22 protein-coding genes and 2 pseudogenes are annotated in these 26,088 nt (G+C 45.1%); 15 read left to right on the top strand and 9 right to left on the bottom strand.

Features of this window, described 5'->3' with window-relative positions; translation table 11 throughout:
• Positions 1-12: 12 nt before the first annotated feature.
• Both IE103_RS09770 and IE103_RS09765 read left to right on the top strand, forming a co-directional pair.
• Positions 13-1,284, top strand: a complete 1,272-nt coding sequence (locus IE103_RS09770) for a tyrosine-type recombinase/integrase (RefSeq protein ID WP_186890606.1) — start codon at positions 13-15, stop codon at positions 1,282-1,284.
• A 483-nt stretch (positions 1,285-1,767) separates the two neighbouring features.
• Positions 1,768-2,277 (top strand): hypothetical protein, encoded by a 510-nt coding sequence (locus IE103_RS09765; RefSeq protein WP_186890607.1) that lies wholly within the window; start codon positions 1,768-1,770, stop codon positions 2,275-2,277.
• A gap of 39 nt (positions 2,278-2,316) precedes the next feature.
• On the opposite strand, the gene IE103_RS09760 is transcribed toward IE103_RS09765, so the two are convergent.
• The gene (locus IE103_RS09760; RefSeq protein ID WP_229827207.1) at positions 2,317-2,520 is read right to left on the bottom strand and encodes a helix-turn-helix domain-containing protein; all 204 of its coding nucleotides are present in this window, start codon (positions 2,518-2,520) and stop codon (positions 2,317-2,319) included.
• A gap of 180 nt (positions 2,521-2,700) precedes the next feature.
• Here IE103_RS09760 and IE103_RS09755 point away from each other — a divergent pair, with 180 nt between their 5' ends.
• The 5 genes and pseudogenes from IE103_RS09755 to IE103_RS09740 all read left to right on the top strand — a co-directional run.
• Positions 2,701-3,450, top strand: coding sequence for a DUF2628 domain-containing protein (locus IE103_RS09755; protein WP_186890609.1), 750 nt, complete (start codon positions 2,701-2,703; stop codon positions 3,448-3,450).
• 179 nt (positions 3,451-3,629) lie between these two features.
• Positions 3,630-4,064: pseudogene (locus tag IE103_RS18670) on the top strand (Ig-like domain-containing domain); the annotation flags it as partial.
• Positions 4,065-4,094: 30 nt separating this feature from the next.
• On the top strand, positions 4,095-5,849 hold the full coding sequence (locus IE103_RS09750; RefSeq protein WP_229827206.1) for an Ig-like domain-containing domain: 1,755 nt from the start codon (positions 4,095-4,097) through the stop codon (positions 5,847-5,849).
• Between the two features lie 240 nt (positions 5,850-6,089).
• Entirely contained in the window at positions 6,090-7,280 is a 1,191-nt protein-coding gene (locus IE103_RS09745) for a hypothetical protein (protein ID WP_186890611.1), read from the top strand.
• A gap of 184 nt (positions 7,281-7,464) precedes the next feature.
• Positions 7,465-7,578 (top strand): annotated as a pseudogene (locus IE103_RS09740) (prevent-host-death protein); the annotation flags it as partial.
• Positions 7,579-8,010: 432 nt separating this feature from the next.
• Here IE103_RS09740 and IE103_RS09735 read toward each other — a convergent pair.
• The 5 genes from IE103_RS09735 to IE103_RS09715 all read right to left on the bottom strand — a co-directional run bounded on the left by IE103_RS09735 (position 8,011) and on the right by IE103_RS09715 (position 16,970).
• Positions 8,011-11,154, bottom strand: a complete 3,144-nt coding sequence (locus tag IE103_RS09735) for an efflux RND transporter permease subunit (protein WP_189345931.1) — start codon at positions 11,152-11,154, stop codon at positions 8,011-8,013.
• A gap of 81 nt (positions 11,155-11,235) precedes the next feature.
• Positions 11,236-12,801: an efflux RND transporter periplasmic adaptor subunit gene (locus IE103_RS09730; RefSeq protein WP_186890614.1), complete on the bottom strand. Its 1,566-nt coding sequence runs from the start codon at positions 12,799-12,801 to the stop codon at positions 11,236-11,238.
• A gap of 8 nt (positions 12,802-12,809) precedes the next feature.
• A complete protein-coding gene (locus IE103_RS09725; RefSeq protein WP_186890615.1) occupies positions 12,810-14,165 on the bottom strand; it encodes a TolC family protein in 1,356 nt (451 codons plus the stop codon).
• A 131-nt stretch (positions 14,166-14,296) separates the two neighbouring features.
• Positions 14,297-14,671 (bottom strand): hypothetical protein, encoded by a 375-nt coding sequence (locus tag IE103_RS09720; protein WP_186890616.1) that lies wholly within the window; start codon positions 14,669-14,671, stop codon positions 14,297-14,299.
• Positions 14,672-14,714: 43 nt separating this feature from the next.
• Positions 14,715-16,970: a heavy metal translocating P-type ATPase gene (locus IE103_RS09715; RefSeq protein ID WP_186890617.1), complete on the bottom strand. Its 2,256-nt coding sequence runs from the start codon at positions 16,968-16,970 to the stop codon at positions 14,715-14,717.
• Positions 16,971-17,046: 76 nt separating this feature from the next.
• Between IE103_RS09715 and cadR the strand changes: the two genes are divergently transcribed.
• A complete protein-coding gene (cadR, locus tag IE103_RS09710; protein ID WP_186890618.1) occupies positions 17,047-17,502 on the top strand; it encodes a Cd(II)/Pb(II)-responsive transcriptional regulator in 456 nt (151 codons plus the stop codon).
• Between the two features lie 20 nt (positions 17,503-17,522).
• On the opposite strand, the gene IE103_RS09705 is transcribed toward cadR, so the two are convergent.
• Entirely contained in the window at positions 17,523-17,801 is a 279-nt protein-coding gene (locus IE103_RS09705) for a hypothetical protein (RefSeq protein ID WP_186890619.1), read from the bottom strand.
• A gap of 86 nt (positions 17,802-17,887) precedes the next feature.
• Here IE103_RS09705 and IE103_RS09700 point away from each other — a divergent pair, with 86 nt between their 5' ends.
• Entirely contained in the window at positions 17,888-18,394 is a 507-nt protein-coding gene (locus tag IE103_RS09700; protein WP_308426980.1) for a MerR family transcriptional regulator, read from the top strand.
• Positions 18,394-18,732 carry a YnfA family protein gene (locus IE103_RS09695; protein ID WP_222613357.1) on the top strand — a complete coding sequence of 113 codons (339 nt, stop codon included), beginning with the start codon at positions 18,394-18,396 and terminating at the stop codon, positions 18,730-18,732. Before IE103_RS09700 ends, IE103_RS09695 begins: the two co-directional genes overlap by 1 nt.
• A 105-nt stretch (positions 18,733-18,837) precedes the next feature.
• Here the strand turns inward: IE103_RS09695 and IE103_RS09690 are convergent, their stop codons facing one another.
• Complete coding sequence (locus IE103_RS09690; protein ID WP_186890621.1) at positions 18,838-19,323, bottom strand: GGDEF domain-containing protein; 486 nt, start codon at positions 19,321-19,323, stop codon at positions 18,838-18,840.
• A 654-nt stretch (positions 19,324-19,977) separates the two neighbouring features.
• Between IE103_RS09690 and IE103_RS09685 the strand changes: the two genes are divergently transcribed.
• From IE103_RS09685 to IE103_RS09665, 5 genes are all read left to right on the top strand, one after another.
• Complete coding sequence (locus IE103_RS09685) at positions 19,978-20,319, top strand: hypothetical protein (RefSeq protein ID WP_229827205.1); 342 nt, start codon at positions 19,978-19,980, stop codon at positions 20,317-20,319.
• Position 20,320: 1 nt separating this feature from the next.
• On the top strand, positions 20,321-20,734 hold the full coding sequence (locus IE103_RS09680; RefSeq protein ID WP_186890622.1) for a hypothetical protein: 414 nt from the start codon (positions 20,321-20,323) through the stop codon (positions 20,732-20,734).
• 91 nt (positions 20,735-20,825) lie between these two features.
• Positions 20,826-21,809, top strand: coding sequence for a site-specific integrase (locus IE103_RS09675; protein ID WP_229827204.1), 984 nt, complete (start codon positions 20,826-20,828; stop codon positions 21,807-21,809).
• Positions 21,810-22,013: 204 nt separating this feature from the next.
• Positions 22,014-24,173 carry an N-6 DNA methylase gene (locus tag IE103_RS09670; RefSeq protein WP_189345929.1) on the top strand — a complete coding sequence of 720 codons (2,160 nt, stop codon included), beginning with the start codon at positions 22,014-22,016 and terminating at the stop codon, positions 24,171-24,173.
• 225 nt (positions 24,174-24,398) lie between these two features.
• The gene (locus tag IE103_RS09665) at positions 24,399-25,304 is read left to right on the top strand and encodes a hypothetical protein (RefSeq protein WP_189345928.1); all 906 of its coding nucleotides are present in this window, start codon (positions 24,399-24,401) and stop codon (positions 25,302-25,304) included.
• Here IE103_RS09665 and IE103_RS09660 read toward each other — a convergent pair.
• Positions 25,301-25,660 (bottom strand): hypothetical protein, encoded by a 360-nt coding sequence (locus tag IE103_RS09660; RefSeq protein ID WP_189345927.1) that lies wholly within the window; start codon positions 25,658-25,660, stop codon positions 25,301-25,303. The two genes, IE103_RS09665 and IE103_RS09660, sit on opposite strands and share 4 nt — an antisense overlap.
• Positions 25,661-26,088: the final 428 nt, after the last annotated feature.

Here is a 26,088-nt window from a genome sequence, read left to right as displayed (position 1 = left end):
AACCAGAAAATTATGCAACGAAAAAAAAGAGAAGCGCTTGAAGCAATTCAATTGAAGCACTGGGTACAAGCCGTGCAATCCGGAAAAATTCCTACGGAAAAAGATTCAGTAACCAACGAAATTGTACCGCTTCCTCTGCCGCTTGCAAGATCAGATGGTGAAGGACTTACTTTCACACTTTCGAAATCAGGAACTGCAACATGGGTCTTGCGTTATCGGTATGGTGGACGGTCAAAGGAACTCACCATCGGCAACTATCCAGACATCAGTCTATCTGACGCGAGAAAATACGCTAGAGAAAAAAGGGCTGGAATTGATATTGGTAGTAATCCAGCACTTGATAAGCGCAAATCAAAGGCTTCTGCCTTGAAAGATTGGAGCGTGGCGGAATTGATTGAGGATTATCGAGAAAAGATACTACCGGGTTTAAGTACGAGTACCCAGAGAAGTTATAGTCGCAATCTGATCCGCATTGAGTCAAAAATTGGACCTTTCCCAGTATCAAAGGTTGAATCCGTTGATATCGTCGTAATGCTAGAAGGCGTAGATGCTACGTGGACAGAGTCACTTATGCTGCTATGTACAGTGAAGATGTTATTCAGGCATGCGGCAGGGAAGAAGCTTATTTCAGTGAATCCGTGTTTCGGGATTGAGCTGAGTGCAACTATGGGGCCACGACCACCAGTTCGGCGACGATTAATGTTAAATGAAGCAGAGTTGAAGTGCCTATTTAGCGCCAATATGCGACCGGAAAATCTGTTGGCTGTAAAAATTTTATTAGGAACAGCTGTAAGATCTGCTGAATTATTTGGAGCAAAATGGGATCAAATCGATACTGACAAAGGTGTTTGGACTGTGCCCACGACGAAAACGGGTACTGGTATGCAAATTCCACTTTCTATAGCAGTGCTAGATTGGTTTAAGGACTTGAAGCTATTAAGTGGTGGTTCCAGTTTTGTTTTACCTGCTAGGGCAGAGAGTCGAAAAGAGCGGTTCGGTGGGGATGCATGCATCAATCCGAATACAATTGGCTCCGCGATAGAGTTCTGGTTTGTAGAGTATTCGCCTGAAGTTAGACGATTTACACCACATGATTTGAGATCAACTGCAAAAAGTCATCTGCGTCGGTTGGGTGTTCCCCGTGACATCACTGAAATGTGCCTCAACCATAAATTATCTGGGGTTGAAGGTATTTACGATATTCACACGTATTTTGAAGAACGAAAAGCAGCGCTTGCAAAATGGGGTGACTATTTGAAGCAAATTGAGAGCGCTTTAGTTTGATAGTCAAATCGCCGATATGAATTCCCCGCGCTAGGCTGCATTTGAGTCGTTACTGTATGCAATGGCATCAAAAGTTTGCCAAAGCCGCTTGTCTGGCTGTTAAATGCACTCTCTGCGCATGTATAAATCAGCCGTCAAATGTCGATTGCAGTTTTGTGTTGAAATCAAACGTTTTAATGATTTTTTGAGCCAGATCGGTCAGCTATTTTAGCAAAGTTTTTTAGCCATATTTCTCTCGTCAAACTCCGATAAACTATAGTCATCAAGCGTCTTTCGAAGTAATTATTCGTTGCTCGTTACAGCACTTGATTCATTCTTGCGGCAACATCTCTCAGACTTGGTACATCGGATTAGTACGACGATGTTAATCCAGTTTTCAGGATTCAAAATCTCACCCTCCTGTTTCACTACTTTTCTGAGTTTGCTAATTCTCAGCGGTGTCCTGCTGCATTCTTTTTTTTTCGATAAAACAAGGAGTAATTTATGGCGACTTTGCCCACCACCGTTAATTCAACCAGTGCTGGATTTCAGCCTGCTTTTCAACATATAGGGACTTCAGACAGGCATGCTTGCGCATTGGCTTCCATCGCCATTATCGCTTCTGTCAGTTTTGATGACGTTCGTCTTCAAGCAGAAAATTTTGGCATGCCAAAGACTGGACCTTATTATCAATGGATAGATGCTGATTTCATTGCGAAACTTTTGGCACATTTTGGATGGGTGGCTACCGTGTGGAAGGAGGGCTCGAATGCTGCAAACTTACCTGATCTTTGCATGGCATTGGTGGATTACGATGTCGATTGGGAAGTCGGACGTTTTGTCGTCATTCATAAGGCAAAAACCACGCATGATGCGAAAATCATTCAGTATGCGATTGATCCAGCGGCTAAAGAGCTAAAGCAGCAGATTCGAACGGATCTTAACGTACTAAAGCCTGCATGGTACATCGGAGTACATCCGATGAATAAAACGACTGTAAAGGCAGGAAAGTAGACATTCTTTCAGGTTGAGACCAAAGCGAAAACGTGAGTCTTATTCTGTTGCAGAATCACCAGCAGGAAGTGGGCTCAATAGTTCAGGCATCGTAACCCCTAAGGCGTGTGCAATCCTCTCAATGTTGCAGATTGAGATATTGCGTTCGGCTCGTTCTACCGAGCTAATGTAGTTGGGGTGTAGCTCAGCATATTCAGCGACTTTCTCCTGAGTTAAGCACTTGGAGCGGCGAATACGGCGCATGTTTGCCGCAAATAATTTCTGAGCATCACACTTTTGGGTTTGGTTGCTTTGCACAAGGCGAAGCATCCAGTTTTTTTATATAAATTTCCACACACTTTGGGTTTGGTTTGTCGCAATTGCATGTGATAATACCAAACTTAAAGTGTGTTTTATCAATCATATTAATAAGGAGATTTGCTCGTGAACCAAGTAATACCGCCAACCAGTACCAATCCTGATGAAAAATTTCAAGTTGTTTTAAAGGGCTTGCATTCAAGCTTTATACAAGAGGAAGCCAAGCTAAAACTAGCGACTTTGTTTAAAGCAACGGTAGAGCAGATGGATAAGATTCTAAGTACACCAAATTTCGTAGTGAAGAAGGCGATTTCATTTGATATGGCGTCTAAATACAAAAGCGCGATTGAGTTAGCGGGTGGTGTATGTGAAGTGAAGTCAGAGAATATTTCGGCTTTTACTTTGGATGTTGATTTGCCAAGCTTGAAGAGGCATGAGGAAGAGCCAAAAATGACGACGCCGCCGCAAGGCGTGCAAGATAAGTCCATGCAAAAAGATCGTCAAGAAACCGAGCCGAGCATATTAAATTTGGACGTATCCGATAGTTGGAAGAATAAGTTTGCACTGATCGAAAAAGCAGGTGGGGTACGCCTTCAAAAGTTCAATGAACTGAGCTCTGGGGAACGAATGGTCATCTTTAATGTTTTAGGGGCGCTGTTCTGTTTTATGTATTACTTGGCAAAAGGAATGTGGAAGAAAGCGATTGTACTGACGTCTATTAGTATCGTTTTGATTTTTATCATTGATGCGATTTTAGAGTCAATGGACATGGGAAATTCCAAAATTACCTATTTTGTATCGCCAGCAATATTTGCTACGAGAGCCAATATTGATTACTACAAAAGGATGGTCTTAGGCGATAACGGTTGGTGGTGAGCGGAGTAAATCTGCTGTGCGGTATAGACGTTGAGGAGCAAGGCGTTAAGTGACCACAATTTGGGGAGCTTTATCGGTGTTAATCGTCGAAGTTATTTTCAAAATTATCGTGCAGAACTGTCAAAAATTCGAAGAAATAAAATTTTACTTAATGCGGAAATGCCGCTGAAAGTTATTAAATGAAATTAATGTGCCAAAGTAATATGTCATTCAGCATAGCGCTTCTAAGCTCCGTGTTGCTATCTGCTTGTGGCGGTGGAAGTGGAGGTGGCTCAACAGCCGCGTCTTCCAACCCTACATCTACTATTCCAGCCGCAACAGATACTGTACCACCCACGTTAGCGACAACAGCTATCGTTTCTCCTCCTAACGGTGACGGCAATGTATCTAAGAACGCACCCATTAGCTTTAGAGCCAGTGAGCCGCTTAGTTCGGCCAAAGTTATTTTGACTTGCGGTGGAGCAGTTGTTCCAACAGTGACTACCTTTCTGTTGGACACAGTGACATCAACGCCTAGTCAGAGTCTCCCATATGGAACAGCATGTACCGCGACAGTGGACAGCACTAGTACAAAGGATTTGGCTGGTAATAAGTTCGGGTCTAACGTTCTGATTACCAGTTTCACGGTTGAGAAGGCACCCGTTGTGGTTACCCCAGGAGATACTACCGCACCCACAATCTCCGCTGTAATCTCGCCGCTGAATGGATCAACAGGCGTGTCGCTGATGCCCAATATTAGTTTTAAGGCGAGTGAGCCCTTAAGTTCCGTCAGAGTGATTTTGACTTGCAGCGGCACAGCTATTCCTACCAACAATACTATTAACTCGGATGTTGTAGTAGCTGCACCAATCCAGAATCTGGCTTATGGTGCATCTTGCATAGCCACAGTGGATAGCAGCATGACGAAAGACATGGCTGGTAACAAGTTTGTATCCAATGTAGTGATTACCAGTTTTACGGTAGAGCAGGCACCAGTGGTAGTCATTCCACCGACCTCAGACAAGACTCCACCGAATTTGACAGGTATTGTTTTCCCTTCAAACGGTTCGATAAATGTAGCGACAGACGCGAAGGTTATTTTCCAAGTATCCGAGCCTTTGAGCAGCATTAAAACTCTGATGTTCTGTGGTGCAAACAGTGCAGCCGTTGCAGTATCAAGTTGGACTAGCGGTAATTCAGTGACGGTTACACCAGTTGCACCGTACCCCACAAATGCGACATGCAACCTGTTGATAGACCGTACGGGTTCCAAAGATTTGGCAGGCAATGCATTTTCGGAAAACTGGTTGATCACAAAGTTTACTACTGATGGTACGGTGGTAGTTATTCCGCCAGACACGGGTCCTACCACGCCAACAGGAGATGTAACGCCACCTGTATATCTCGGTGGTATTTTTCCAGCAGATGGTGCAACCGATGTTATGCCTAATACTGAGATTCAGTTTGATATGAGTGAGAAGGTTGCCACTATAAGAGTTAGCTATAGTTGTACAGGTGGGACTAGCGCCAACTACTTGGATAATGCGGATGTTTACGATAAGACTACCTCGCGCGTCAAATTCATGGTCGCATCCGCGTTGTTACCCTATGGTTCAACTTGCGTGGTTACTCTGCATAATGCGGACACTCGGGACTTGGCTAACAACCTCATGAAGGGCTACTCAACAATCTTGACTACCTTTAAAGTCCGATCAAGAGTTTCAAGTGTTGTGTGTGATCAGACAGCACCACGCACCAGTGTTCCAGTTATGAACGGCAAACCATTGGTAGAAGTATGTAATGGCATCTTTTCTGATCCTGCAATCAGTACGGCTGAGTATGGTGAGGTCGCACAAGTCAGAACATTCTCAATGAACTCTATTAAGAAGTTCTTCGGCACGTCAAAGATGACAACAGTGCCAGATATTATTGTTTGTAAGACGGCGGAATGCTCAGTTTTTTTTATGGATGCAGATTATGGTGGTCGCGTCATGCCACAAGGTATGTCAACTCAAAATGGATCATTCACTGCACCACGGGATACTTTTGTTGTGGGTAAGCCCTACGGAAGCGAATTCAATAGGCTGTTGGTTTCTGCGCATGAATTGACTCACGTGGAGTTTCTAGCAAGGCTTGGTAATGGACGAGTGCCAACTTGGTTCAATGAGGGGTTAGCTACCTACGTTGGTGGCAGCCCTGTTTGTAGACCATTTACACCTGGAGTTACTCTCCCTGCAAAAGCACAGCCAGATTTGAAGGATCAAACGCAGTGGAAAATAGATGCACCTCACTACTGCCAAGGATCAGAAGAGATTACTAGCTGGATACAGAAGAACGGTAAACAAGCACTGATCGATCTGCTCGACAAAGTGAAAAACGGGGCTGAGTTTTATTCGGTGTACGGAAGCCTCATAAACTAAACCAAGAAGCCCGGTGCCATTCATGGTGCGAGGTTTTTATTAATGAACGTCAACCATGTTGGACACTTTTTTGAAGATGGGTAAAGAGGCTTAGTAATTGAAACGGTTGGCCTATTTGTGAAACCTAGCAAAGTTATTTAGCACTCGATCCGTTCGATACTTGAGCGTATGGGGGACAGTCCTTAGATGCCATCCAGTAGCTCATCATGATCACCGACAAATCGTCAAGAGGAAATAAAAATGAAACTATTAGCCCTTCGAATTGTTGCGGGTTTGAGTATAGCGCTATCGTCTCTCAGCGCTCACGCAGACCTCCAACTTTCTTGTCCTGTAAGATTGGATTTGCTAACCCAATTGGAGAAAGACCCTGACAAGTTATTGTTTGGTGTAAAAGTAAGGGATTGGAAATCCGAATATTTTGACGCCCTGCTCGTCAAAAATGAGGAATGTATGGCTATAAGTAATTATCCTGAATCCGTGAGAAAGGCTGAGCGCAATGAAGCAAAACGCCTTACTGACATGCGGGATAGTTACTTGCAAAGACGTGATGAAAATTTACGCGCAGCCGAAACGCGTTCACGAACACTGCAAATAGTGGCGATTGCGAAAGAGCAAGGCATTGATATTCCTGTCAGCCAAAGTGGTGGAAGACCGACTGAAATACTGTTGTATTTATTCGAAGGAGTACCTTTCCGTGAAAAAAAATGGGAGTGCAACGATGCTGGTGGGAGTAGGAAAATTGGCTGGTTAGATGAAGCAAGTATAAAAAAATTAGCCATATATTCTGATGCCTGTCTGGCGAGTGGCGCTATTAAACAAGAGGCAGCAAATATAGTTAAGGCAAACGTTGACGCCTTGACACGGTTTTATTCCGCTATTCCAGTATTTTCCAAGCGAGTCGATTTGGTCGCGTTACGCCCAGACATTACGCCATCTGCTCTGGCAGAACTTGAGGCCATGCATAAACAGTTGATCGCTCCCGTTTTGCACATCGGTTTTGATCAAAATTTCCATCCGCAGTTGCAGATTGCTGTTGAAAAAATTAAAAAACTTCAAGCCCAACTGTTTCGCAAAACCTGTGATGTGAACTACGCTCGCGCTAATCTGCCTACCGCATGGCGATCTGCGTATTTAATGGTTGAATGGAATAATTCTACTGAGTTTCTTGGTTTGATCTGTGAATCCATGAGCGCCGGAGTGCAAATCCGTTACTTACCGAGTGGTTTATTTTCAAAAGAAGGATTTGAGGTGAAAAATGCAGTGCGAACTGTACAAGTGTTTCCTGAATCGCGACGTATAGCGGGTGGTGACCCAAAGATTCCACTGCTTGTGCCCACGGCTGCCAAGATTGATGGCAAGTCCTATAGTATTACAAGTCAGAACATCCGAATGCTTTATGCAGAATTATTTGCAGCGTTACGGAATCAATAAAACTTCGATCTTAAAATGTCTGGCAACGATTTCTCTGCCTCTAGTAAACGCGAGAATTGTTGCCAACACTCCAGTGCATCGCAAGGGTCACCACATCAGTTTGGTGATAAAACTCCCCTTCACACCTAACCATCGGCATGTAATTGTATAAAGTTTTGCACATTTTGTGCTTTGATGATTATTCATGGGAATCTCTGCAAGCGATGTAGTGCCGTTTTCGCTGGCACGTGCCAACCTTTCTGAGTTGGCTGAACAGGTGAAGGCTGGTTCAGAGAAAATCATTACCAAGAATGGTGAGCGTGTCGATGCCGCCTGCGAAAGGTGGAAAAGTTGAAGCAGCGTATCACCTAACGGATTTATTAGAACAACGTCGACTTTTAATAGAATTTTGGTCGCATTACTGCGTTCCGGGATAGTGCCTATTGTTTAATCTTTACGATCTGAGCAACACGTTTGATTAATGTTGACAATAAATTTACTTAATTAATTTGAACAAGTAGCGAAAGTAATTAACACAATATTTGCTGGTTAATTTAAAAACCAATTATTAATAAAATATCCAATGTAAGAATAATCTACTTCGGTACAGTATTGCAAAATCACCACAAGATCCACAATTGCAATGTAAAGATTTGGGAGATTTCTTCAAGAAATTAGTTGAATGTCTCCTAGCTAGAACAGTGCCCCCGCACGCATTAAGTGACATACAGGGGCGAGCAAGATTATGTCATTAGCCTTCGATTTCTTTCGTGAAATAAGAAGGCACGAGCTTGTACAGCAATGGCAACACCAGTAAGGTCAACAAGGTTGATGAAATAATTCCGCCAATGACGACCGTCGCTAGCGGTCGTTGTACCTCAGCACCTGTGCCTGTGGCGATGGCCATCGGAATAAAACCTAGAGAAGCGACTAAAGCCGTCATCAATACAGGGCGCAGTCTTGTTACCGCACCTTCACTAATTGCGACATCTACATCCATGCCCTTATCAATGAGTGAACGAATATAGGCAATCATCACCAGACCATTCAAGACGGCCACGCCAGACAAGGCAATAAAACCGATACCCGCTGAAATCGATAAAGGAATGTCTCGTAACCATAAGGCGACAATGCCCCCGGTTAATGCGAACGGCACGCCGGTAAAAACTAATAAACCATCTCGCATATTGCCAAACATGGCGAAGAGCAGCATAAAGACCAGCACCAATGCAGCTGGCACAACGACTTTCAGGCGATTGCTGGCCGACTCTAATTGCTCAAAGGTTCCGCCCCAGGTCATCCAATAACCAGCAGGCATATTAATTTCTTTACGCATACGCTGTTGGGTTTCAGTCACAAATGAACCGATATCGCGTCCGCGGACATTTGCGGTTACAACCACGCGGCGCTTTCCTTCCTCTCGACTGATTTGATTAGGACTCGTTCCCATGCTGACCGTCGCCACATCGCTCAATCGCAGATAACCCGCTTTATCTGGGCTGGCACCGTCTTTCGGAAGACGAATCGGTAGACGCTTAATCGTGTCAACATCATTGCGCAAGTGATCTGGCAGGCGAACTACAATATCAAAACGACGATCGCCCTGAAACATCGTACTTACTGCCAGCCCACCAATGGCGTGGCTGATGACCGCTTGAACATCATTGACGTTGACGCCTAAACGAGCGATTTTATCCCGGTCAATTTGAATATTGAGCATTGGCAAGCCCGTTGTTTGCTCAACCTTAACATCGGTCGCACCATCAATTTTGGCCAGCACTTGAGAGATTTTTTCAGCGGATTTATTCATGGCATCCATATCGTCACCAAATACCTTGACCGCTACATCACTACGGACGCCTGAAATCAATTCATTAAAGCGCATTTGAATAGGCTGCGTAAATTCGTAGTTATTTCCTGGTACTTTCGCGACCGCTTCTTGGATCGCCTCAATTAATTCGTCCTTACTTCGTTTTGGCTTAGGCCATTCATTTTCTGGTTTAAGCATGATAAAAGTATCGGTCAAACTTGGCGGCATAGGGTCAGTTGCGATCTCTGCCGTACCTATTTTAGAAAATACCCGTTCAACTTCAGGGAATTTTTGAATTACACGTTCAAGATCCTGCTGCATCTGTACTGCCTGATTGAGGCCAGTACCCGGAATACGCATCGCATGCATTGTGATGTCACCTTCGTTCAAGCTAGGTACAAATTCACTCCCCATGCGAGTTAGGAGTAAGCCACTCAACATGATCGTAGTGGCTGCAATACTGAGCACCAAAGCTTTGCTATGCAGAGTCCAATTCAATGTTAATTCATAGCTTTTTTGAATGCGACTCATGACACCATGTTCTTTTTCAACGATACTATTACCGATAAATAATGCAACGGCGGCCGGAATAAATGTCACTGAAAGCACCATCGCCGCAATTAACGCCGCAACAACAGTAAATGCCATGGGGTGAAACATTTTTCCTTCGACGCCCGTCAATGCAAATATGGGTAAGTACACCACCATGATGATTAACTGACCGAATAGCAAAGGTCTACGGGATTCCTTTGCTGCTTCAAACACTTCGTTAAATCGTTCATGTCGCGTTAATAGCCTGCCATGGTGAAGCTGTGCATGGGCTAAACGCCGCACGCAATTTTCCACAATGACGACGGCACCATCAATGATGATCCCAAAATCTAATGCCCCAAGACTCATCAGATTTGCACTGACCTTGTTGCCGACCATACCTGTGAACGTGAACAGCATTGCTAGTGGAATTACCATCGCCGTAATAATTGCAGCACGGATGTTTCCTAGGAATAGAAACAGAATTACGATCACCAGAACGGCACCTTCAAGCAGATTCTTCTTTACTGTACTAATCGCTTTATCCACTAATATGGTTCGATCATAAACAGTGTTAACAATCACGCCTTTTGGCAATGTATGATTAATCTCTTCGATTTTTTTACTGACAGCAAGTGACACCTTCCGGCTATTCTCGCCCATTAGCATAAATACGGTACCCAGCACCACTTCACGACCATTTTCAGTAGCGGCTCCTGTGCGCAACTCCTTACCGATTTCCACATCTGCGACATCTTCAATGCGAATCGGTGTTTCGTGGATGGATTTCACGATGATCTGTTTAATATCTGCAATAGAGTTGAGTTGGCCAGGTGCACGCACCAAGTATTGTTCCCCGCGTCGCTCAATATAGCCAGCACCTATATTGGCATTATTTTTTTCGATTGCGGCAGCGACTTCCTGCCAAGTGACGTCGTAGGCAACGAGTTTTTCTGGTCTGGGAGCAACCAAGAATTCCTTGTTATATCCACCTATCGTATTGATCTCGGTGACACCGGCAACGTTACGTAGTTGCGGCTTAACGATCCAGTCTTGAATTTCCCGAAGCTCAATTGCAGAGTAAGGCTCACCTGCTGCATTCAAGGCTCCGGGTTTCGCTTCCACCGTCCACATCACAATTTCGCCAAGCCCAGTAGAAATTGGTCCCATTGAAGGTTCAACACCGACAGGCAGTTTCGATTTTGCTTCTTGTAGACGTTCATTAACCAATTGGCGCGCGAAATAGATATCGGTACCATCCTTAAACACCACCGTTACCTGCGACAAGCCGTAACGCGATAGCGAACGCGTTTGCTGTAGCGCTGGTAAACCTGCCATCACGGTTTCTATCGGAAAGGTCACGCGTTGCTCAGACTCTAAGGGGGAGTAACCAGGTAATACCGTATTAATTTGCACTTGAACATTGGTAATGTCGGGTACTGCATCTATGGGGAGACGTTGATAGTTGACAATACCTAGCGCAGCGAAACACAAGGTCACGGCCAGCACCATCCATCGGTGATCGATGGAAAAGCGAATAAGTTTCTCAAACATAATTTTTACTTTCTGAAATGAATGGAATGATTCATAAGATGATTCATAAGATGATTCATAAGAAGATCATTTGAATCGGAATTAATCGTCATGACCGACCGACGACTTACCCAATTCCGCCTTCATCAGAAAACTATTTTTTGAGACGTACGTTTCACCCGCCAGTAAGCCTTTAATTACTTCGGTAAATTTGCCATTAGTCCGCCCTAATTCAACTGGTCGCACTTCAAATTGATCACCGACTTTGATAAATACACTGGAGACTTCATTCACACTTTGAATGGCTTCGCTGGCAACAACAACCGGTGTGTTCACCGCGGCAGATTGCACAACCAGATTGACTGGCAGACCGGGGTACCACATACCTTTGGCGTTGGATACCACCAAGCGCGCCATCGCACTTAGGGTCTGATCGCCAACCACGGAGCCGACATAGCTCACTTTTCCAGTGGTACTGGCTTCAAACGCCGTTGCGCTGATCGTCGCCTTTTGCCCGACTTTGATTTGTCCTAATTCTTTCGCAGGAATCACTGCCTCAACCCATACCGTATCCAGATTGGTCACCGTAAAGATCGTGGCATCTTCTTTCAATACTTGTCCCATCGCGATATTTTTTTCTGTGATGGTGCCGTTAATGGGTGATCGAATTTCCAGACGTGTAAGTGATCCGCCAGTCGCACTTAAAGGAGAGTTCGCCCCTAAAGCGGCTAATTTTTGCTCGGCACTTTGGCGAGTGATTTCGGCTTCTTGTAAGGCGTTTTGTGCCGCCAAATAATCCTGTTCGGCAGAAATTTTCTCTTCCCACAGTTTCTTCTCTCGCTCAAAACTTTTTTTCGCTAACACAAACCGTTTTTGCGCCGCCAGCACTTCGCCGCGTTGATCCGCTAAGAGTTGACTGGAAATGATGGCTAATACTTGCCCTTGTTTGACCTTATCTCCCGCATTTACCAACACACGCTCTACCAATCCCGTCAGGCGTGGCACGACATGTACCGTGTTGTCAGCATTCAGACGAATCTCACCTAATAGCGACATCGTGCTTTGCAATAACATCGGTCCAGCAACTTGCGTCTCTATGCCGTTGTGTTTGCGTTGCTGCTCACTCATTTGTACTCGGCCTTCAATCTGTTCATACTGAAAATCATAGGTCTTTTGGTCAAATATTGCCTTAATCTTCACTTCAAAAGAATGCGGCTCTTCCAATTCTTTAGTGCTAGTCAGGTAATCTTGTTCGGCTTTTAATAGGTAGGTTTGGACTTCCTGACCCAAACGCTGAACCAAGACAGTCACTTCGCTGCTTTTAGGCGGCAAGGCTTTTCCGTTTTGATAGGGATAGAGACGAAAGACTGGTGCCGAATCCACTTCAAAAATAGCGACCTCTAAGGCATAAGTTCCTTGTTTCAATAAACGTCCTCCATGCGGCCCCTTCTGATCAGTGGCTGGTTCCTCACTTCTTTCTTTTGCATGTTCCGCATGCTCATTTGCATGACCGGCTTCATCATGTTCTTCGGCTTTAGTCCCAGATTTATTTGTAAATAAGATGGCTATCGCCAAGATAACGCCAACGACGAGAACGATGCCGACTGCAATTGCCTGATTCCGATATTTGATTGGCGATGATTGTGTCAGTTGAGATAAAAATTTCATGATTATTCCTAAAATGAGTCAGTCGCTGGATAGAATTCAAACGCTTGATCATTCAGCAGTCTTTGAATATCCGCCGCGGCAAGATGGGCATCGCCACAACTACGTAAATATTGTGCTGTTGCAGCCAAGAGAGAGCGCTGCGCATCGAGTACGTCTAAGAAACCGAATTTGCCAAATTCAAAGCCCTTGAGCGCAAGGTCAAAGGCATTTTGGGCATTAGGGAGAACGTCTGCTTTACTTAGCTGTGCTTCGTCGACCGCAAATCGGAGTCGCTGCTGAGCTTGCATCAATTCATTGCGCACCCGAATCTGTGTCGATTGCAGTTCGTCTTTCGCTTTATCCAGACGGCTAATGGTTTCCTGCACGTTGCCCTGATTACGATCAAACAGGCTAATCGGGATAGAGACACCGATCATAGGCTGCTGTCGTCCGGTCAGTTGTTCCCGTTTGGCACCAAGACTTAAGGTGATATCTGGAATTTGTTTACTGCGCTCTACATCGGCCATTGCAGCGCGTTTTTCCACCTCTATTTTTGCTTTGATGATCTGTGGTGATTGCATCAGCTGCTTTTCTACATCCAAGCTATCAGGCACCACAGGTAAAGCATCAAAACGTCCTACCAATTCAATGGATGAAGTCGCGTTATTGCCGATCATAGAGTGCAATCGTTGGCGTGCAATCACTAATTCACTCTCGGATTTCGCTAACTCAAGCTGTGCGCTGGACTGCGCCACCCGTGCCTTACTCTCTTCTAAGGGCGCCACTTTGCCCACGGTGACTTGTTTTTTAGCTGCACTGTAAGCGCGCTGTGTTAGCTCCAACGAAGTGAGCGCCAATCGTTGACGCTCTTGGGCAATCAGTACCTCATTAAAGCGTGTTGTAACGGTGGCCCGAATCTCGTTCAACATTATGGCGAACTCGACTTTAGCGATATTCAAACCGCTTTCGGCCACCGATAGGCGGGCACGCCTTTTGCCACCAAGTTCGATCGCTTGATTGAGTTGCCAAGTCGTATTGCGATTTTCAGTTCGTGCATCTTCCATCATCGCAACCAGTTCTGGATTACGTAATAAACCTGCTTGACGTAAGCTTGCCTCGGTCGCCGCTATCTCTCGTTTGGCAGCAGCGATATCCGGGTGGTATTGTTGAGCCAAACGTAGGGTCTCTTGTAAGCCCAAGCGACCAACGGCAACGGTGTCAGGCAACTTGTTGGAGGATAGATTGACTGCGAGCATTTGCGTACTCGCTTGATCTTTTATGTGGGTATTAGTCGGTAATGTCTGCGCCACAAGGTATGCGGGTGAAGACGTTAGTAATACTGCCGCGAGCCACGATAACGTGGGCGGCAAAAGCAATTTTTGCATGGAACTCCCCTGAAATAATTCCTGAAACTATTCTTAAAATGAAGCAATAGGAAAAATCCGGTCGTGCGCTGTCAACCCTTGGATCTCAATACAAAAGAAAATAATGAAGAAGACAGTGAATTGGCACCGGATTAAACGACGCGTATCCACTTGGGACGTTCTGGCTCTGCCAAAAACGGCATGGGAGGTTGAAGTTGTGTGAGCGATCGGGAATCTTGACGTCCTAGATCATCAAATGGAGATACTCGTGAATCAGCGGTCATTGATGCGCCGTGATGACATGTCGTACAATCTGGATGGGACACAGGTTTCTTATTGCCAGCCTTATTCTTTTGATCCTCTTGATCCGCAGTGTGATGTTGGTGAGGATGATGCCCAAAATGTTGCGTGGATTTATCTGTTTCATGCTGACAGAAAGCACTTGCCGCCGTCCAACTTAGTTGGAAGGTCAACGCAAGGACTAACAGGATGATCCATTTTTTACACATGACGCGAATTATATACATGATCGGTTTCTCTATTGGGTTACAAATTTGTTATCTGCGCTAGTTAAACTAAGGTGGTCTTGGACGTAGTAGTAAGTTTGACCAAGCGTAAGCCATTAAAAATGACTAACAGGCTTGCCCCCATATCTGCAAATACCGCCATCCAAAGACTTGCAGAGCCAAAGACTGCCAGTATTAAGAAAATTACTTTTATCCCGAGTGCTAAACTAATGTTTTGTTTCAGAATGCGAGAGGTACGTTGACTCAATTGGATAAACTGGGGAATCTTACGCAGATCATCATCCATTAATGCCACATCGGCCGTTTCCAATGCGGTATCCGTCCCAGCGGCACCCATTGCAAATCCAATATGGGCTTTGGCCAGTGCTGGGGCATCATTAATGCCATCGCCCACCATCCCGACGTGACCATATTGTGTTATCTCTTGCTGAATAGCCGCTAATTTATCCTCCGGTAACAAGTCACCACGGGCGTCGTCAATACCGACCAGTTTGGCAATCGCCTTAGCGGTGAGTGTATTGTCGCCAGTGAGCATCACGGTACGCACGCCCATCGCATGTAGTTCGGCAATGGCTTGTCGGCTAGTTTCTCGAACTGTATCGGCTACGGCAACCATCAGAAGTGGCGCTGTTTCATTACAGAGAATGACCACAGTTTTTCCATCACCTTCAAAGGTACGTAAAGTCGCTTCCAGGCTCGTGTTACAGATACCTAATTCTTCAACCAGTCGATGATTGCCTAAATAAAACCACTGATCATCCACGCGTGCTTTTACACCACGTCCCATCAAAGCTTCAAACTGAGATACTTCAGTGAGAGAAACTGTAGGAAATTGCGTTTTCCAATAACGACAAATGGCACCGGAGACAGGATGGTCTGAACGGTTGGCCAAACTTGCCGCAAGCCCTAAATGTGTGTTGGTATCCCCTTGAAGTGGCGTGATATCGGTGACACTAGGCTTACCCAGCGTAATGGTGCCGGTCTTATCCAATGCAAGCACTTTTAAATTTCGACCGTCTTCCAGATAAACCCCACCTTTAATCAAGATGCCCGCTTTAGCTGCTGCGGCCAGTCCACTCACTACGGTCACTGGTGTTGACACCACGAGTGCACAAGGGCAAGCAATCACGAGAAGTACCAAGGCTTTATAGACCCACACCGACCACAATAATCCGAAAAAGACAGGCGGCACAATCATGACTGCCAACGCTAACAAGAAGACCACAGGTGTGTAAATTTTGGCGAATTGATCCACAAAACGTTGTGTCGGCGCGCGACTAGCCTGCGCTTCTTCAATACGCACAATAATGCGTGCCAACATTGAATCTGATTTTAAAGAAGAGACGCGATAGAGAAAGGAGCCGCTTTGATTGATCGTCCCAGCAAATACCTGATCCCCAATATTTTTTGCGACCGGTATACTTTCTCCTGTAATGGGAGCCTGATCAATCGCAGATGCACCCTCAGTCAATACGCCGTCGAGTGGAACGCGTTCTCCGGGCGCGACCCGTAGAATCTCGCCAATTTGAACTTGGTCGGTTCCTACGGTGAGCCAAGTACCATCAGCCTGCTTTACCGTCGCTTGTTCGGGCGCCATTGCCATTAATCCCCGAATAGCATTGCGTGCACGATCTAAGGATAAGGCTTCGATCATTTCTGACAGACTAAATAAAGCCATCACCATTGCCGCCTCTGGCCATTGTCCGATGATCACAGCACCTGTAACAGCAATTGCCATCAGGGCATTAATGTTTAAATTGAGATTGGCGAGCGCGATCCATCCTTTTTTATAGGTGCCAACGCCACTAATGAGAATGGCAAATAAGGATAGCGCAATCACAGCCCAACTTGATTCGTTGCCACTCACCCAGGCAATCACTTCTGCCGCAATTGCGCTGGCAACTCCCAAACCAATCAGCCACCATGATTTACTGCTCGTAGGGGATGTGCTTCGGTGTTGTTGGGCTTGCGTCGCAGTGTCGACCAGCTCGGCTTGCATACCGATTTCCTGTAAAGCCCGCTGAATCGGTTTTTCATCGGCTAGTCGATGTTCGATTGTGAGTTTTCGCTCTAACAGATTAAATTTCAGTTGCGTAATACCTTCAACAGAAGTCAGTTTCTGACGAATCAAGGTTTCTTCCGTGGGGCAATCCATGTTCTCAATTCGATATACCACCGATGACGCACCGACGGCAGCGGTTGACTCCGGTGACGTTGCAGTGATCAGCGGCGTATCTCCACAAGCACAGTCGTGTTGATTGCTGGTACAGATGGATGTTTGCTCAGTTGTCGATGACATAAAAGCTCCTTAAGGCGTATAGTGCTATTAAAAACCCTGTAGTAGGTATAGGGTCAAGCATTATTTTGCGATGAGGATGAACCAAATGGAATTAAAAATTGGCGAACTTGCAAAACGATCTGGTTGTCAGGTAGAAACCATTCGTTTTTATGAGAAAGAAGGCTTACTTCCCCCAGCCATACGCTCGCAAGGAAATTATCGTTTGTATGGTGAAAGCCATGCTGAACGACTTTTATTTATCCGCCACTGTCGATCATTGGATATGACCTTGCATGAAATCCGTCAGCTTTTACTTTTTAAGGATGCACCTCAGGAGACCTGCACGGAAGTGAATCAAATTTTAGATAAACATATTGATCATGTAGCACATCGCATTCATGAATTGACTGAGTTACAAAAGCAACTGATGCAATTACGTAGTCTTTGCCATAATTCCAACGCAGGCAAAGACTGCGGCATTTTGCATAACTTGGCTACGACAGAAGGTATGCCAATAAAAAAACTGGGCAGTCATGGGGAAGGCTGCCATTAACAGTTTAGTGAAAACGGCTCTTAAGACGTATTGCACTGGCTTTCGCACTTGCAGTCTCTTTTGCATTTTTGTTGCACAAATCGTTTTCTTATCATGACGAATACCCCAATACCTATACCTGTGATTGGGATGAAGTGCCATATCGACAGTTCATCAAGATATGCTGCTAACCCGATAGATACGCCAAGTGATGCAAGTAATGGCGCTATTAGTGGCAGGCAGCACAAACCACACCCCGCAATAATTACCGCCGCAGCACCTAAGGCAGTACGCCATGACTTGCTCTTCATTACTTCCATATCCATCTCCTTTAAAAATGAAATTGTTTTACCGAAGTTGCAAGGTACATGCTAAAGTCACTTGAGATGCAAGCCTTATTTTTAGGATGATGAACAAACCTATACTGACAATCGGGCACTTATCCCAGCAGACTAAGTGTACTGTGCCGACCATTCGATACTATGAAGAAATAGGTCTTTTGCCGCAATCTGAGCGTGCGTCGAATGGGCATCGTTTTTATCGTCATGAAGACATTCAACGACTGCTCTTTATTAAACGCTGCCGCGATTTTGGTTTTCCGATTGAGCAGGTGCGTCAATTGGGTCAGCTTTTAGAGGATGGTGAGCGCGCTTGCGTCGAAGTACGAGATCTGGCACAGCGTCATCTTGATGAAGTACGAAAAAAAATAGTTGAAATGCGCGAATTAGAAAAAACGCTAAATGCTTATGTCTGTGCCTGTAATACTGGCTGCGTAGAGGGTCAAACAAAAGACTGCTCCATCATCGAAACTTTACAGGCGCCTGTCATACCGCAGAGACGACCTGAGGACAGCATCCAACTAGCGACAAATCCTGATTCTTTTTCCGTTACTGAATTAAAGCGAGGTCGTTAATGGAGTTAAATGACATCGGAAAATCTTTCGCTTTATTTGTCGCAACGGCCATTGCCGAACTCATTGGTTGCTATTTGCCGATGTTGTGGCTCACTGGCAAAGGTACAACTTGGCTATTGCTCCCGGCGGCGGCGAGCTTAGCCGTGTTTGTTTGGTTATTGACTTTGCATCCAGCAGCGAGTGGCCGAGTATACGCAACCTATGGTGCCGTATACATTGCCACAGCCATTGCATGGCTTTCTGTTGTAGACGGGATTAAGCCAAGCTGGAATGATTACCTTGGGGCAGCCGTTGCCTTGCTCGGTGCAGGAATCATCATTATTGGAAACAAATCCTGATGACCTTTGTAAGTTAAGCTTTTTCAATACGAAATAAATTTGATTAACTGCTGTTTCTAAACTCTTGGCAATTAGCACTTCTCAAATTATTTAATGACAGTATGTTTAAGCAATAGTCACTTGATTGCGCCCAGATCGTTTAGATTTATAGCGCATTCCATCAGCACATAAAACTAGCTCTTCGGCATTTTTTCCATGATCTGGATAAAAAGCTATGCCCGCAGATAGTGTGATTTTAATCGCATTTTCATCGCAATTTACCGTATTTTTTTCCAATTGCTTTCGCCAAACTTCGGCTCTATCAACTGCTTGCGAAGCTGACATGTTTGGAATAATTGCGATAAACTCTTCAACACCATAGCGGCAAATTAAGTCACTGTCACGAGACGTCTTTTTCAAAATATCAGCAAGCGCTTTGAGAGCTTCATCACCCGCGCCATGTCCAAATTGATCGTTTACATTCTTGAAGTGATCAAGGTCTAACATAATCAAAGCGAGTGGTCTTTTCTCTCTTTCCGCAAGCGATATATCTCTGACTATCGCAGCATCTAGAAATCGTCGGTGATATAAACTAGTCTTTGCATCATGCAAAGCTAGGCGAACGGAATTACATATCTGTCAGTCGCCTCTTTTCACTTGTTCAACATTTATCGCACGGATGATAAGGCTGGCGTCATCGGGGTCAGAAAAATCAATGTTGAATCCACGTCGTTTGCTGATGGCATCAGCCATGATCCAAGATTCACTGTGTAAATCTTCAACTCACATTTCATTCTTTGTTGCTCTCGAAATTCGGCGGAAGCTACCTAACATGGTTTGTAAAAATGACTTAAAAAAGTGATGCATATTTGCAGGTTGAAAGTAGGTGAAATCTGTGTATTGAGATGTTTTCGAGGCTTAAAGAAATCGCAGTTTTGACAGGCAAGTGCAATAAATGAACCCTCAAATAATGGACGTGAGTCGCGTTTTCACAAAGTTATTTTCAATGAAATTGATTTGTGCCCCATGTTAACATATTGCTGTGGCGTGCAATGCGTCGCAGCAGCCAACGCTAACCCATACCAACGCAAGTATTCTCATCAAGCCTTTCTAGCTTGGCTTCACTATTTGCGTCTCTGATTTGGCAAACGCTGTTCCCTTTCTACTTCCCTAAAGACGTCCTGTAATGTTTCGCTGAAAGCCAGAATGCTATCAGTGAATTTTGTCGTCTTCTTGCTTGGGATACCTACCTTTACTGAGATAAAAATGATGAAAAAAGATACCAACACCAATTCAAATATGTCAGCGATTGATGTGCACGGCGCTCAGAAAAAAGTGTCGCTATTTTCTTGTGGCACAGTCGTGGCAACTCCAGCAGTCATGGCGCATTTTAGCGAAAACAATATTGAAATCGAGCCGTATCTAATTCAGCGTCATTTGCAAAGCGATTGGGGTGATGTATCGCCTGAAGACGCAATTGCAAATGATTTTGCCGTAGAGAACGGGCTTCGCATATTGTCGGCGTATGTTGCAGCTAACAGACGATTTTGGGTGATCACGGAAGCGGATCGCAGTGCTACTACTTTCCTGTTTCCCGAGGAATACTGATATGTGCGCCAAACGATCATCACAAAAGAGCGGTAACGCCATCGCGACAATGCAGGCCATGCGACCGATACGCGATTTGCTTTTGCAACTGCCACATTTGACGGTGACTGCTGAATTTGAGATTGATTACCTTGCCGCAAATCCAACGTTACTTTTGCAGATCGCAAATAACGGTGATGTCGCAATGCGTACTGTCAATCTCGGCATATCCGCTATCGGCATACTATTGGCCAATTCCGCGCCAGAGATAGAAACTCGTGAAATATCTGGTGACGCAGCAGAAGCCATTGGGTGGCTGATAGGAGAGTTGGGTGAATTAGCTGCTGTTATTCACTGTATCGCAGCAGCCTGCCGAAGGTCGATTGTTGATTATGTCCCTGGCACTGTTGAGTGCTTCCCAAATGCCAAACCATGAACTGACTAAGAACAAAAGAAGCGGCGAGAATTTTCGTTGCTTTTTTTTCGTCGTGTCAGCTATCGAAAATACACTATTGTGAATACTTAAAATGGCTACCAAAACAGCAAAAATAATACAATTGATCGAACCTAATAAGGCGCCGCGCATTAAATTAGTTAAATCGATTCCTGCGCCACCATCATCACTAGTTGAAAGCTACACAGCAGCGGCTCAATCAAAAGCCACACAACGCACGTACAGCGCTGACCTACGGCATTTCAAACAGCATGGCGGCACAATACCAGCAACGCCAGGTATGGTTGCTGAATACATTGCTAAATTTGCCGATTCATTGGCGGTGGCAACTTTACAGCATCGGCTAATCGCCATTCACCGCGCCCATACTGACATTGGCATCGTATCGCCAGTAATGGATAAGTCTGTGAAAAGAACGATGCAGGGAATAAGGCGCACCTTCGGGACAGCACAACGCCGCGTTACTGCATTGGTAAAAGACGATCTGCTAGAAATTATGGTAATGGTAGACCAACAGAGCCCTCTGAAAGCAGCACGTGATAAGGCATTGCTTTTGATCGGCTTTGCTGGTGCATTCCGTCGTTCTGAATTGGTGGCATTGCAGATTGAAGATGTCACCACTTATGACACTGGATTAGAAATAATGATTCGGCGCTCAAAGACTGATCAGGAGGGCGTTGGGCGAACAGTTTTTATTCCGACCGCTAAGGGCAAAACGTGTCCAGTGAAAGCGCTTAAAAACTGGCTTGAACTAGCGAAGATCAACGAGGGCGCATTGTTTAGAGCTGTCAGTCGGCATGACACAAAAGTGAATACAAAAGCGTTGACTCCTCAATCTGTTGCCCTGATTGTGAAAGCGGCCGTCCGTAAAGTGAGTGGCGACGACGCAGCCAGCAAAGTGGCTGGGCATAGTTTGCGCGCTGGTTATTGTACTGAAGCGGCTACAGTCGGATTACAGCCGTATCAAATTCGAGAGCAGACTGGTCATAAATCAGACGTCACTCTTGCTCGGTATATTCGGCCAGTTGCGAAACGGAAAATACCGAGTCTATTATGATTTTATTTTCTATCATGATCGAATTTTATTTTTTCTGCGGCGTGGGCGACAACGTTCATAGTACTCAGAAAAGTTATGGTGTCGTTTCATAAACCTACCGATCGTAACGATTTGGACGTCTACAGAAAGAAATTCAAAAGCTTGCACCGAAAGGTGTTTTCTTGTAACCTTGAAACATTATAAAGCATTGGAAATTAGAAAATTATGGCAGCGTATATTTCTCTCACGGAAGCAGCAAGCCTGCTTGGTGTCACAAAGGAAACATTGAGAAACTGGGATAAATCGGGGAAGCTAAAGCCCGTACGAAACTCTACAAATAACTATCGGATGTACTTATTGAAAGACGTTCAAGATTTAAACCCGCTGACGATTGACCAGCAGATGTTATTCGAAAGTGCTACTTCGGAAGATCAGATTACTACTGGTGAGGTAAATTCAAAGGATGAAACGGAAAAGGGAATCCGTAAACTCTTGGTGAAATTGCACAAAATTCTACGTGACACGGATGCAAACAGTAGCATTGTTGAGCGTTTTGACGAGGTTACAAAACTATTGTTTCTGAAACTTCTTGTCGATCAAGCACGTCACGATTCAACGCTGTTTGATCGAAAATCAAATGAGTCTCAAAGTGATTACGCGACGAAAATTCGGAAGGCCTTTTGTACGTCAACCGATGTGAATAGCAATCTATTTCCAGAGAAATTTCGTGAGCTCCGTGTAAGTGATTCGGCGTTAGATTCGTTAGGCTCTGCTCTTAATGAAATTTCGCTCGCAGCTGGTTCCAGAGATGTCAAAGGTTATGCGTATGAAGAAATGATACGAAACACCTTTGATAAAGGCGATCACCAGCAGTTTTTTACTCCGCAAAGCGTTGTCGAATTCATGGTGGGCTTGGTGGAGGGGCATCTTTCTGGTGTTATCGCCGATCCCGCATGTGGCACTGGTGGTTTTCTTGTTGAGGTGGCGAAGCGACAGAGGGATAACGTCAAGCTGATAGGATTGGAGATCGACGAACGACTTGCGTGGGTCTCTGGTATAAATCTTTTTGTTCATAATGCGCCAACATTCCAAACTTTGTGTTTGGCGAATGGTGGGACACTAGGTTCAGCTGGACGACAGTTCATCGAGCAATTTGATGTTGTTCTGACAAATCCCCCATTTGGTAGTGATTTTTCTGATAAAGAGGAATTGGACGCTTTCATTCTTGGCAGGGGAAAAACAAGTCGCCGCAGAGGTATTTTGTTCCTCGAACGCAGCCTTGCACTTTTAAGGGAGGGTGGTTGGCTCGCCATCGTAATCGACGAGGGTGTATTGTCCTTGCCGTCAGCATCTGATGTCCGTGACGTAATCCTGACTCAGGCAGAGCTTTGCGCGGTGATAAGCCTGCCCGAGACGGCATTTATGCCCTATGCAAACGTAAATACCTCGATACTCCTGCTCCGCAAACGGCACGCCCCAAGCACAAATTATTTGACGTTTTATGCGCGAGCTGAAAACGTTGGTCGTAAGGCAAATGGCGAGCCAGATCTCACATACGACGAAGCTGGAATGCCTTCTCTAAACAACGACCTTCCCGAAATTCTCGCCGTTTGGAGGCAATTCGAGCGTACCGGAGTATTAGAGCGTCAGACTGAGAATTTATTCGTGGCTAATTCATCCGGCAATAATCTTTCGGTTGTTCGAGCAGAAAATCGATTGGATTTTCGCTTCCATCACCCTGCTCGTGTGGCGGCTGAAGCAGCAGTGGCTCGATGCGAGTTTCCTTTGGTTCAGCTAGGAGACATTTGCGGCGTTCGCAACGAGAGCTATGTTCCATCAGTCGATCTGGCTGACCAGATTATCCCTTATACTGGGCTTGCGCATATCGAGTCCTATGTTGGGTTTGCGCATCAAGTGAGAACGCCTGCAAATTCGTTGTCGAGTGCTGTAAAAAGATACTGTCGTGGGGATATCTTATTCGCAAAAATGCGCCCCGGTCTCCGGAAGGTTACCTATGTTGATTGGCACACCTCGGGATACACTTCGGCGGAATGTATTGTATTGACTGTCCGTGAAAATGGAAATGCGGCGATTATTGACCCTTTGTTATTATCGATATTACTGCGTTCCGATTTTGTTTTCGGGCAAATCATTCATCTTATTGCTGGAATTGGACGTCCTCGAATCACGCTTAAAGATATTCTGCATATAAAGATTCCGCTGCCGCCAAAGAATCGACAAATTGAGATTCTAGATGCGTTTTCTAACGCGAAGAGCCATTATGAGCGAACACGCAATGAAGCTCGACAATTGGAAACAACCGCAGCACATTTGGAGCTTCAAGCTATTAACAGTGTTGCTAATGCTTTTGTAACGAAGGGTTAAAAAATGTCAGAAATCTTTCAGTATTCCTTGCAGGAAATTAATGGGTTGACGTCGAGACAGTTCGTCCTAAAGCTGCTTGAAAGTGCAGTTGAACGTGTTAATGCTGGAGTTTCCAAAACCTTAACGGCAAGAAAGACAAGTGAGAGACCTCCGAGAGACCCGCGACACCTAACCGATACTAGGACGCGCGTTTCGACGTTGCTCGAATACTCCGTAGCCTATGAAATGAATAATATTCTCAACGAGGATGCTGCGGGTTATTCGGTGGCTGCCGTATTGTGGAATGTATTTCCAGATTTGATAATCAGAAATCGTCAGCGGGACAATGAATTAGGACTCGAAGTTAAAGCGTTGCACACTGCGGCTGAGGAGAAATCTGCAAATTTGGCGACTCCCTTACAATTAATTAGATACCGTAAAGATTTTATTGTGATAATTAATTGGGGATGGCAGGTCGGGGTTCACGAAGGTACAAGTATAACTTATCCACATATTCATCTTGTTGGTGTCTTTGACGCTTGGCTACTGGCGAAAATTCGAGACTATGGTTGGCTCCTGAATCAAGGTGGGCGTACTAAGGGAATCGATGTTGCGACCCCAATCATCAATGGCTCAGGGGCGGGATACAAAGCGGAAGAGGGAAACATGGGAAAGCTGATGAGAATTCAGCTTCCGTCAGAAATGCCTCAGTCGGTGCCGCACTACATGGAAATGAAAGAGGAGGATGAGTTATATACGAAATTTAAGCAGCAGGTGCTTGTGTTGGGACTGCGAGAAACTTTCTTGGATATTTGCTTGCTTGAGGGATGTGATCAAGTTGAAGCAGATGTGGGCACGGAATACCCTCTGGAATGCAAAATTTTAGGAGATGTCGAACTTCCGAGCGGCGTTAATTTCCTATTACTTGCAGGGCCCAGACCAGATCAATGGTTGCGAACGACTCCCTCTGGTATGTTTCGGCCAAAAGCTGCGCTTCTATGGCTTGGTGTAAAGCTTGACTGGAAACTTTTTGCCAACCGAGGAGGCCATTGGACTGTGATAGACCAAGGGAAAAAGCCAGATTCCGAATATGATCGAATTCAGGCTAACCTCAGGGCGGCGCATTGGCTTGAAGAGGCCGCCGAGCTTTAGTAAGAATATGTCATTGATGAGCCAATATTGTTCCTTGAACCGTGAAAAACATCTTGGACGTCATCAACGTAACGAGTGCCAGAAATATGTTCGATTATATCGACGAGGCGCTCCGTACTTGTTACGATAAGCTCCGTTTCGCCTGCGATATTGACGATTTCAAACGCCATCGATTGTTTCCGTACATTGATAGCGTATCCAAGGCATCCAACCTCAAATCCCGCAAAAACGACTGAAATGGTCGCGCTATCTCTCGTGGAAAACACAGAGTCGAGCGCGGCAACTGTAACTTCTGATGACATCAAACGAACGATCTCAAATGGAAGTTTTACTTCCCCATCAAAATATTTTGGCATGAAATTAGCTTGTGTTCTAATTCTTACAAGCTACAGAATAATTCTAATTGTGTCTAGCGATACGTTGCTAAACGTTCATTTTATTAATAGACAGGCCGTATGAAGTGTTGATCGTCTCGCCTCGGTTGGGATCGAAAATGGGAATGATGATAAGAAGTACAACCTTCAATTGGAATGATTAGTAATTGGGTAAGCGCCGAAAAACTAGCGGAGCCGAGGGGGAAATTTTAGAAGCGACAACCCCCACGCGCATGAGCGAGCGTTTTGCGAGATATGTTCTTGGTGGCACGAGGAGGAATCGAATCATCGTTACAATTATTCTCAAACCATCGTTCGGGAAAAACTATAATCGAATTCATTTATATGGTGGCGATCAACTATCGAAAAGCCACCATTATCGATAGTCAGCGGCGGCTAACAATAATGGT

The sequence above is a fragment of the Affinundibacterium macrobrachii genome (assembly GCF_014652415.1).
GTDB lineage: Bacteria > Pseudomonadota > Gammaproteobacteria > Burkholderiales > Burkholderiaceae_D > Undibacterium > Undibacterium macrobrachii.
The sequence above is the reverse complement of the archived record's forward strand: the minus strand, read 5'-3'. Positions and strand labels throughout refer to the sequence as shown.

Excerpts from the sequence above, each read along its gene's own strand:
- IE103_RS09770 (WP_186890606.1), top strand. The coding sequence starts at position 13 with ATGCAACGAAAAAAAAGAGAAGCGCTTGAAGCAATTCAATTGAAGCAC.
- IE103_RS09765 (WP_186890607.1), top strand. The coding sequence starts at position 1,768 with ATGGCGACTTTGCCCACCACCGTTAATTCAACCAGTGCTGGATTTCAG.
- IE103_RS09760 (WP_229827207.1), bottom strand. The coding sequence starts at position 2,520 with ATGCGCCGTATTCGCCGCTCCAAGTGCTTAACTCAGGAGAAAGTCGCT.
- IE103_RS09745 (WP_186890611.1), top strand. The coding sequence starts at position 6,090 with ATGAAACTATTAGCCCTTCGAATTGTTGCGGGTTTGAGTATAGCGCTA.
- IE103_RS09735 (WP_189345931.1), bottom strand. The coding sequence starts at position 11,154 with ATGTTTGAGAAACTTATTCGCTTTTCCATCGATCACCGATGGATGGTG.
- IE103_RS09730 (WP_186890614.1), bottom strand. The coding sequence starts at position 12,801 with ATGAAATTTTTATCTCAACTGACACAATCATCGCCAATCAAATATCGG.
- IE103_RS09725 (WP_186890615.1), bottom strand. The coding sequence starts at position 14,165 with ATGCAAAAATTGCTTTTGCCGCCCACGTTATCGTGGCTCGCGGCAGTA.
- IE103_RS09720 (WP_186890616.1), bottom strand. The coding sequence starts at position 14,671 with ATGTATATAATTCGCGTCATGTGTAAAAAATGGATCATCCTGTTAGTC.
- IE103_RS09715 (WP_186890617.1), bottom strand. The coding sequence starts at position 16,970 with ATGTCATCGACAACTGAGCAAACATCCATCTGTACCAGCAATCAACAC.
- cadR (WP_186890618.1), top strand. The coding sequence starts at position 17,047 with ATGAACCAAATGGAATTAAAAATTGGCGAACTTGCAAAACGATCTGGT.
- IE103_RS09705 (WP_186890619.1), bottom strand. The coding sequence starts at position 17,801 with ATGGAAGTAATGAAGAGCAAGTCATGGCGTACTGCCTTAGGTGCTGCG.
- IE103_RS09700 (WP_308426980.1), top strand. The coding sequence starts at position 17,888 with ATGATGAACAAACCTATACTGACAATCGGGCACTTATCCCAGCAGACT.
- IE103_RS09695 (WP_222613357.1), top strand. The coding sequence starts at position 18,394 with ATGGAGTTAAATGACATCGGAAAATCTTTCGCTTTATTTGTCGCAACG.
- IE103_RS09685 (WP_229827205.1), top strand. The coding sequence starts at position 19,978 with ATGATGAAAAAAGATACCAACACCAATTCAAATATGTCAGCGATTGAT.
- IE103_RS09680 (WP_186890622.1), top strand. The coding sequence starts at position 20,321 with ATGTGCGCCAAACGATCATCACAAAAGAGCGGTAACGCCATCGCGACA.
- IE103_RS09675 (WP_229827204.1), top strand. The coding sequence starts at position 20,826 with ATGGCTACCAAAACAGCAAAAATAATACAATTGATCGAACCTAATAAG.
- IE103_RS09670 (WP_189345929.1), top strand. The coding sequence starts at position 22,014 with ATGGCAGCGTATATTTCTCTCACGGAAGCAGCAAGCCTGCTTGGTGTC.
- IE103_RS09665 (WP_189345928.1), top strand. The coding sequence starts at position 24,399 with ATGAATAATATTCTCAACGAGGATGCTGCGGGTTATTCGGTGGCTGCC.
- IE103_RS09660 (WP_189345927.1), bottom strand. The coding sequence starts at position 25,660 with ATGCCAAAATATTTTGATGGGGAAGTAAAACTTCCATTTGAGATCGTT.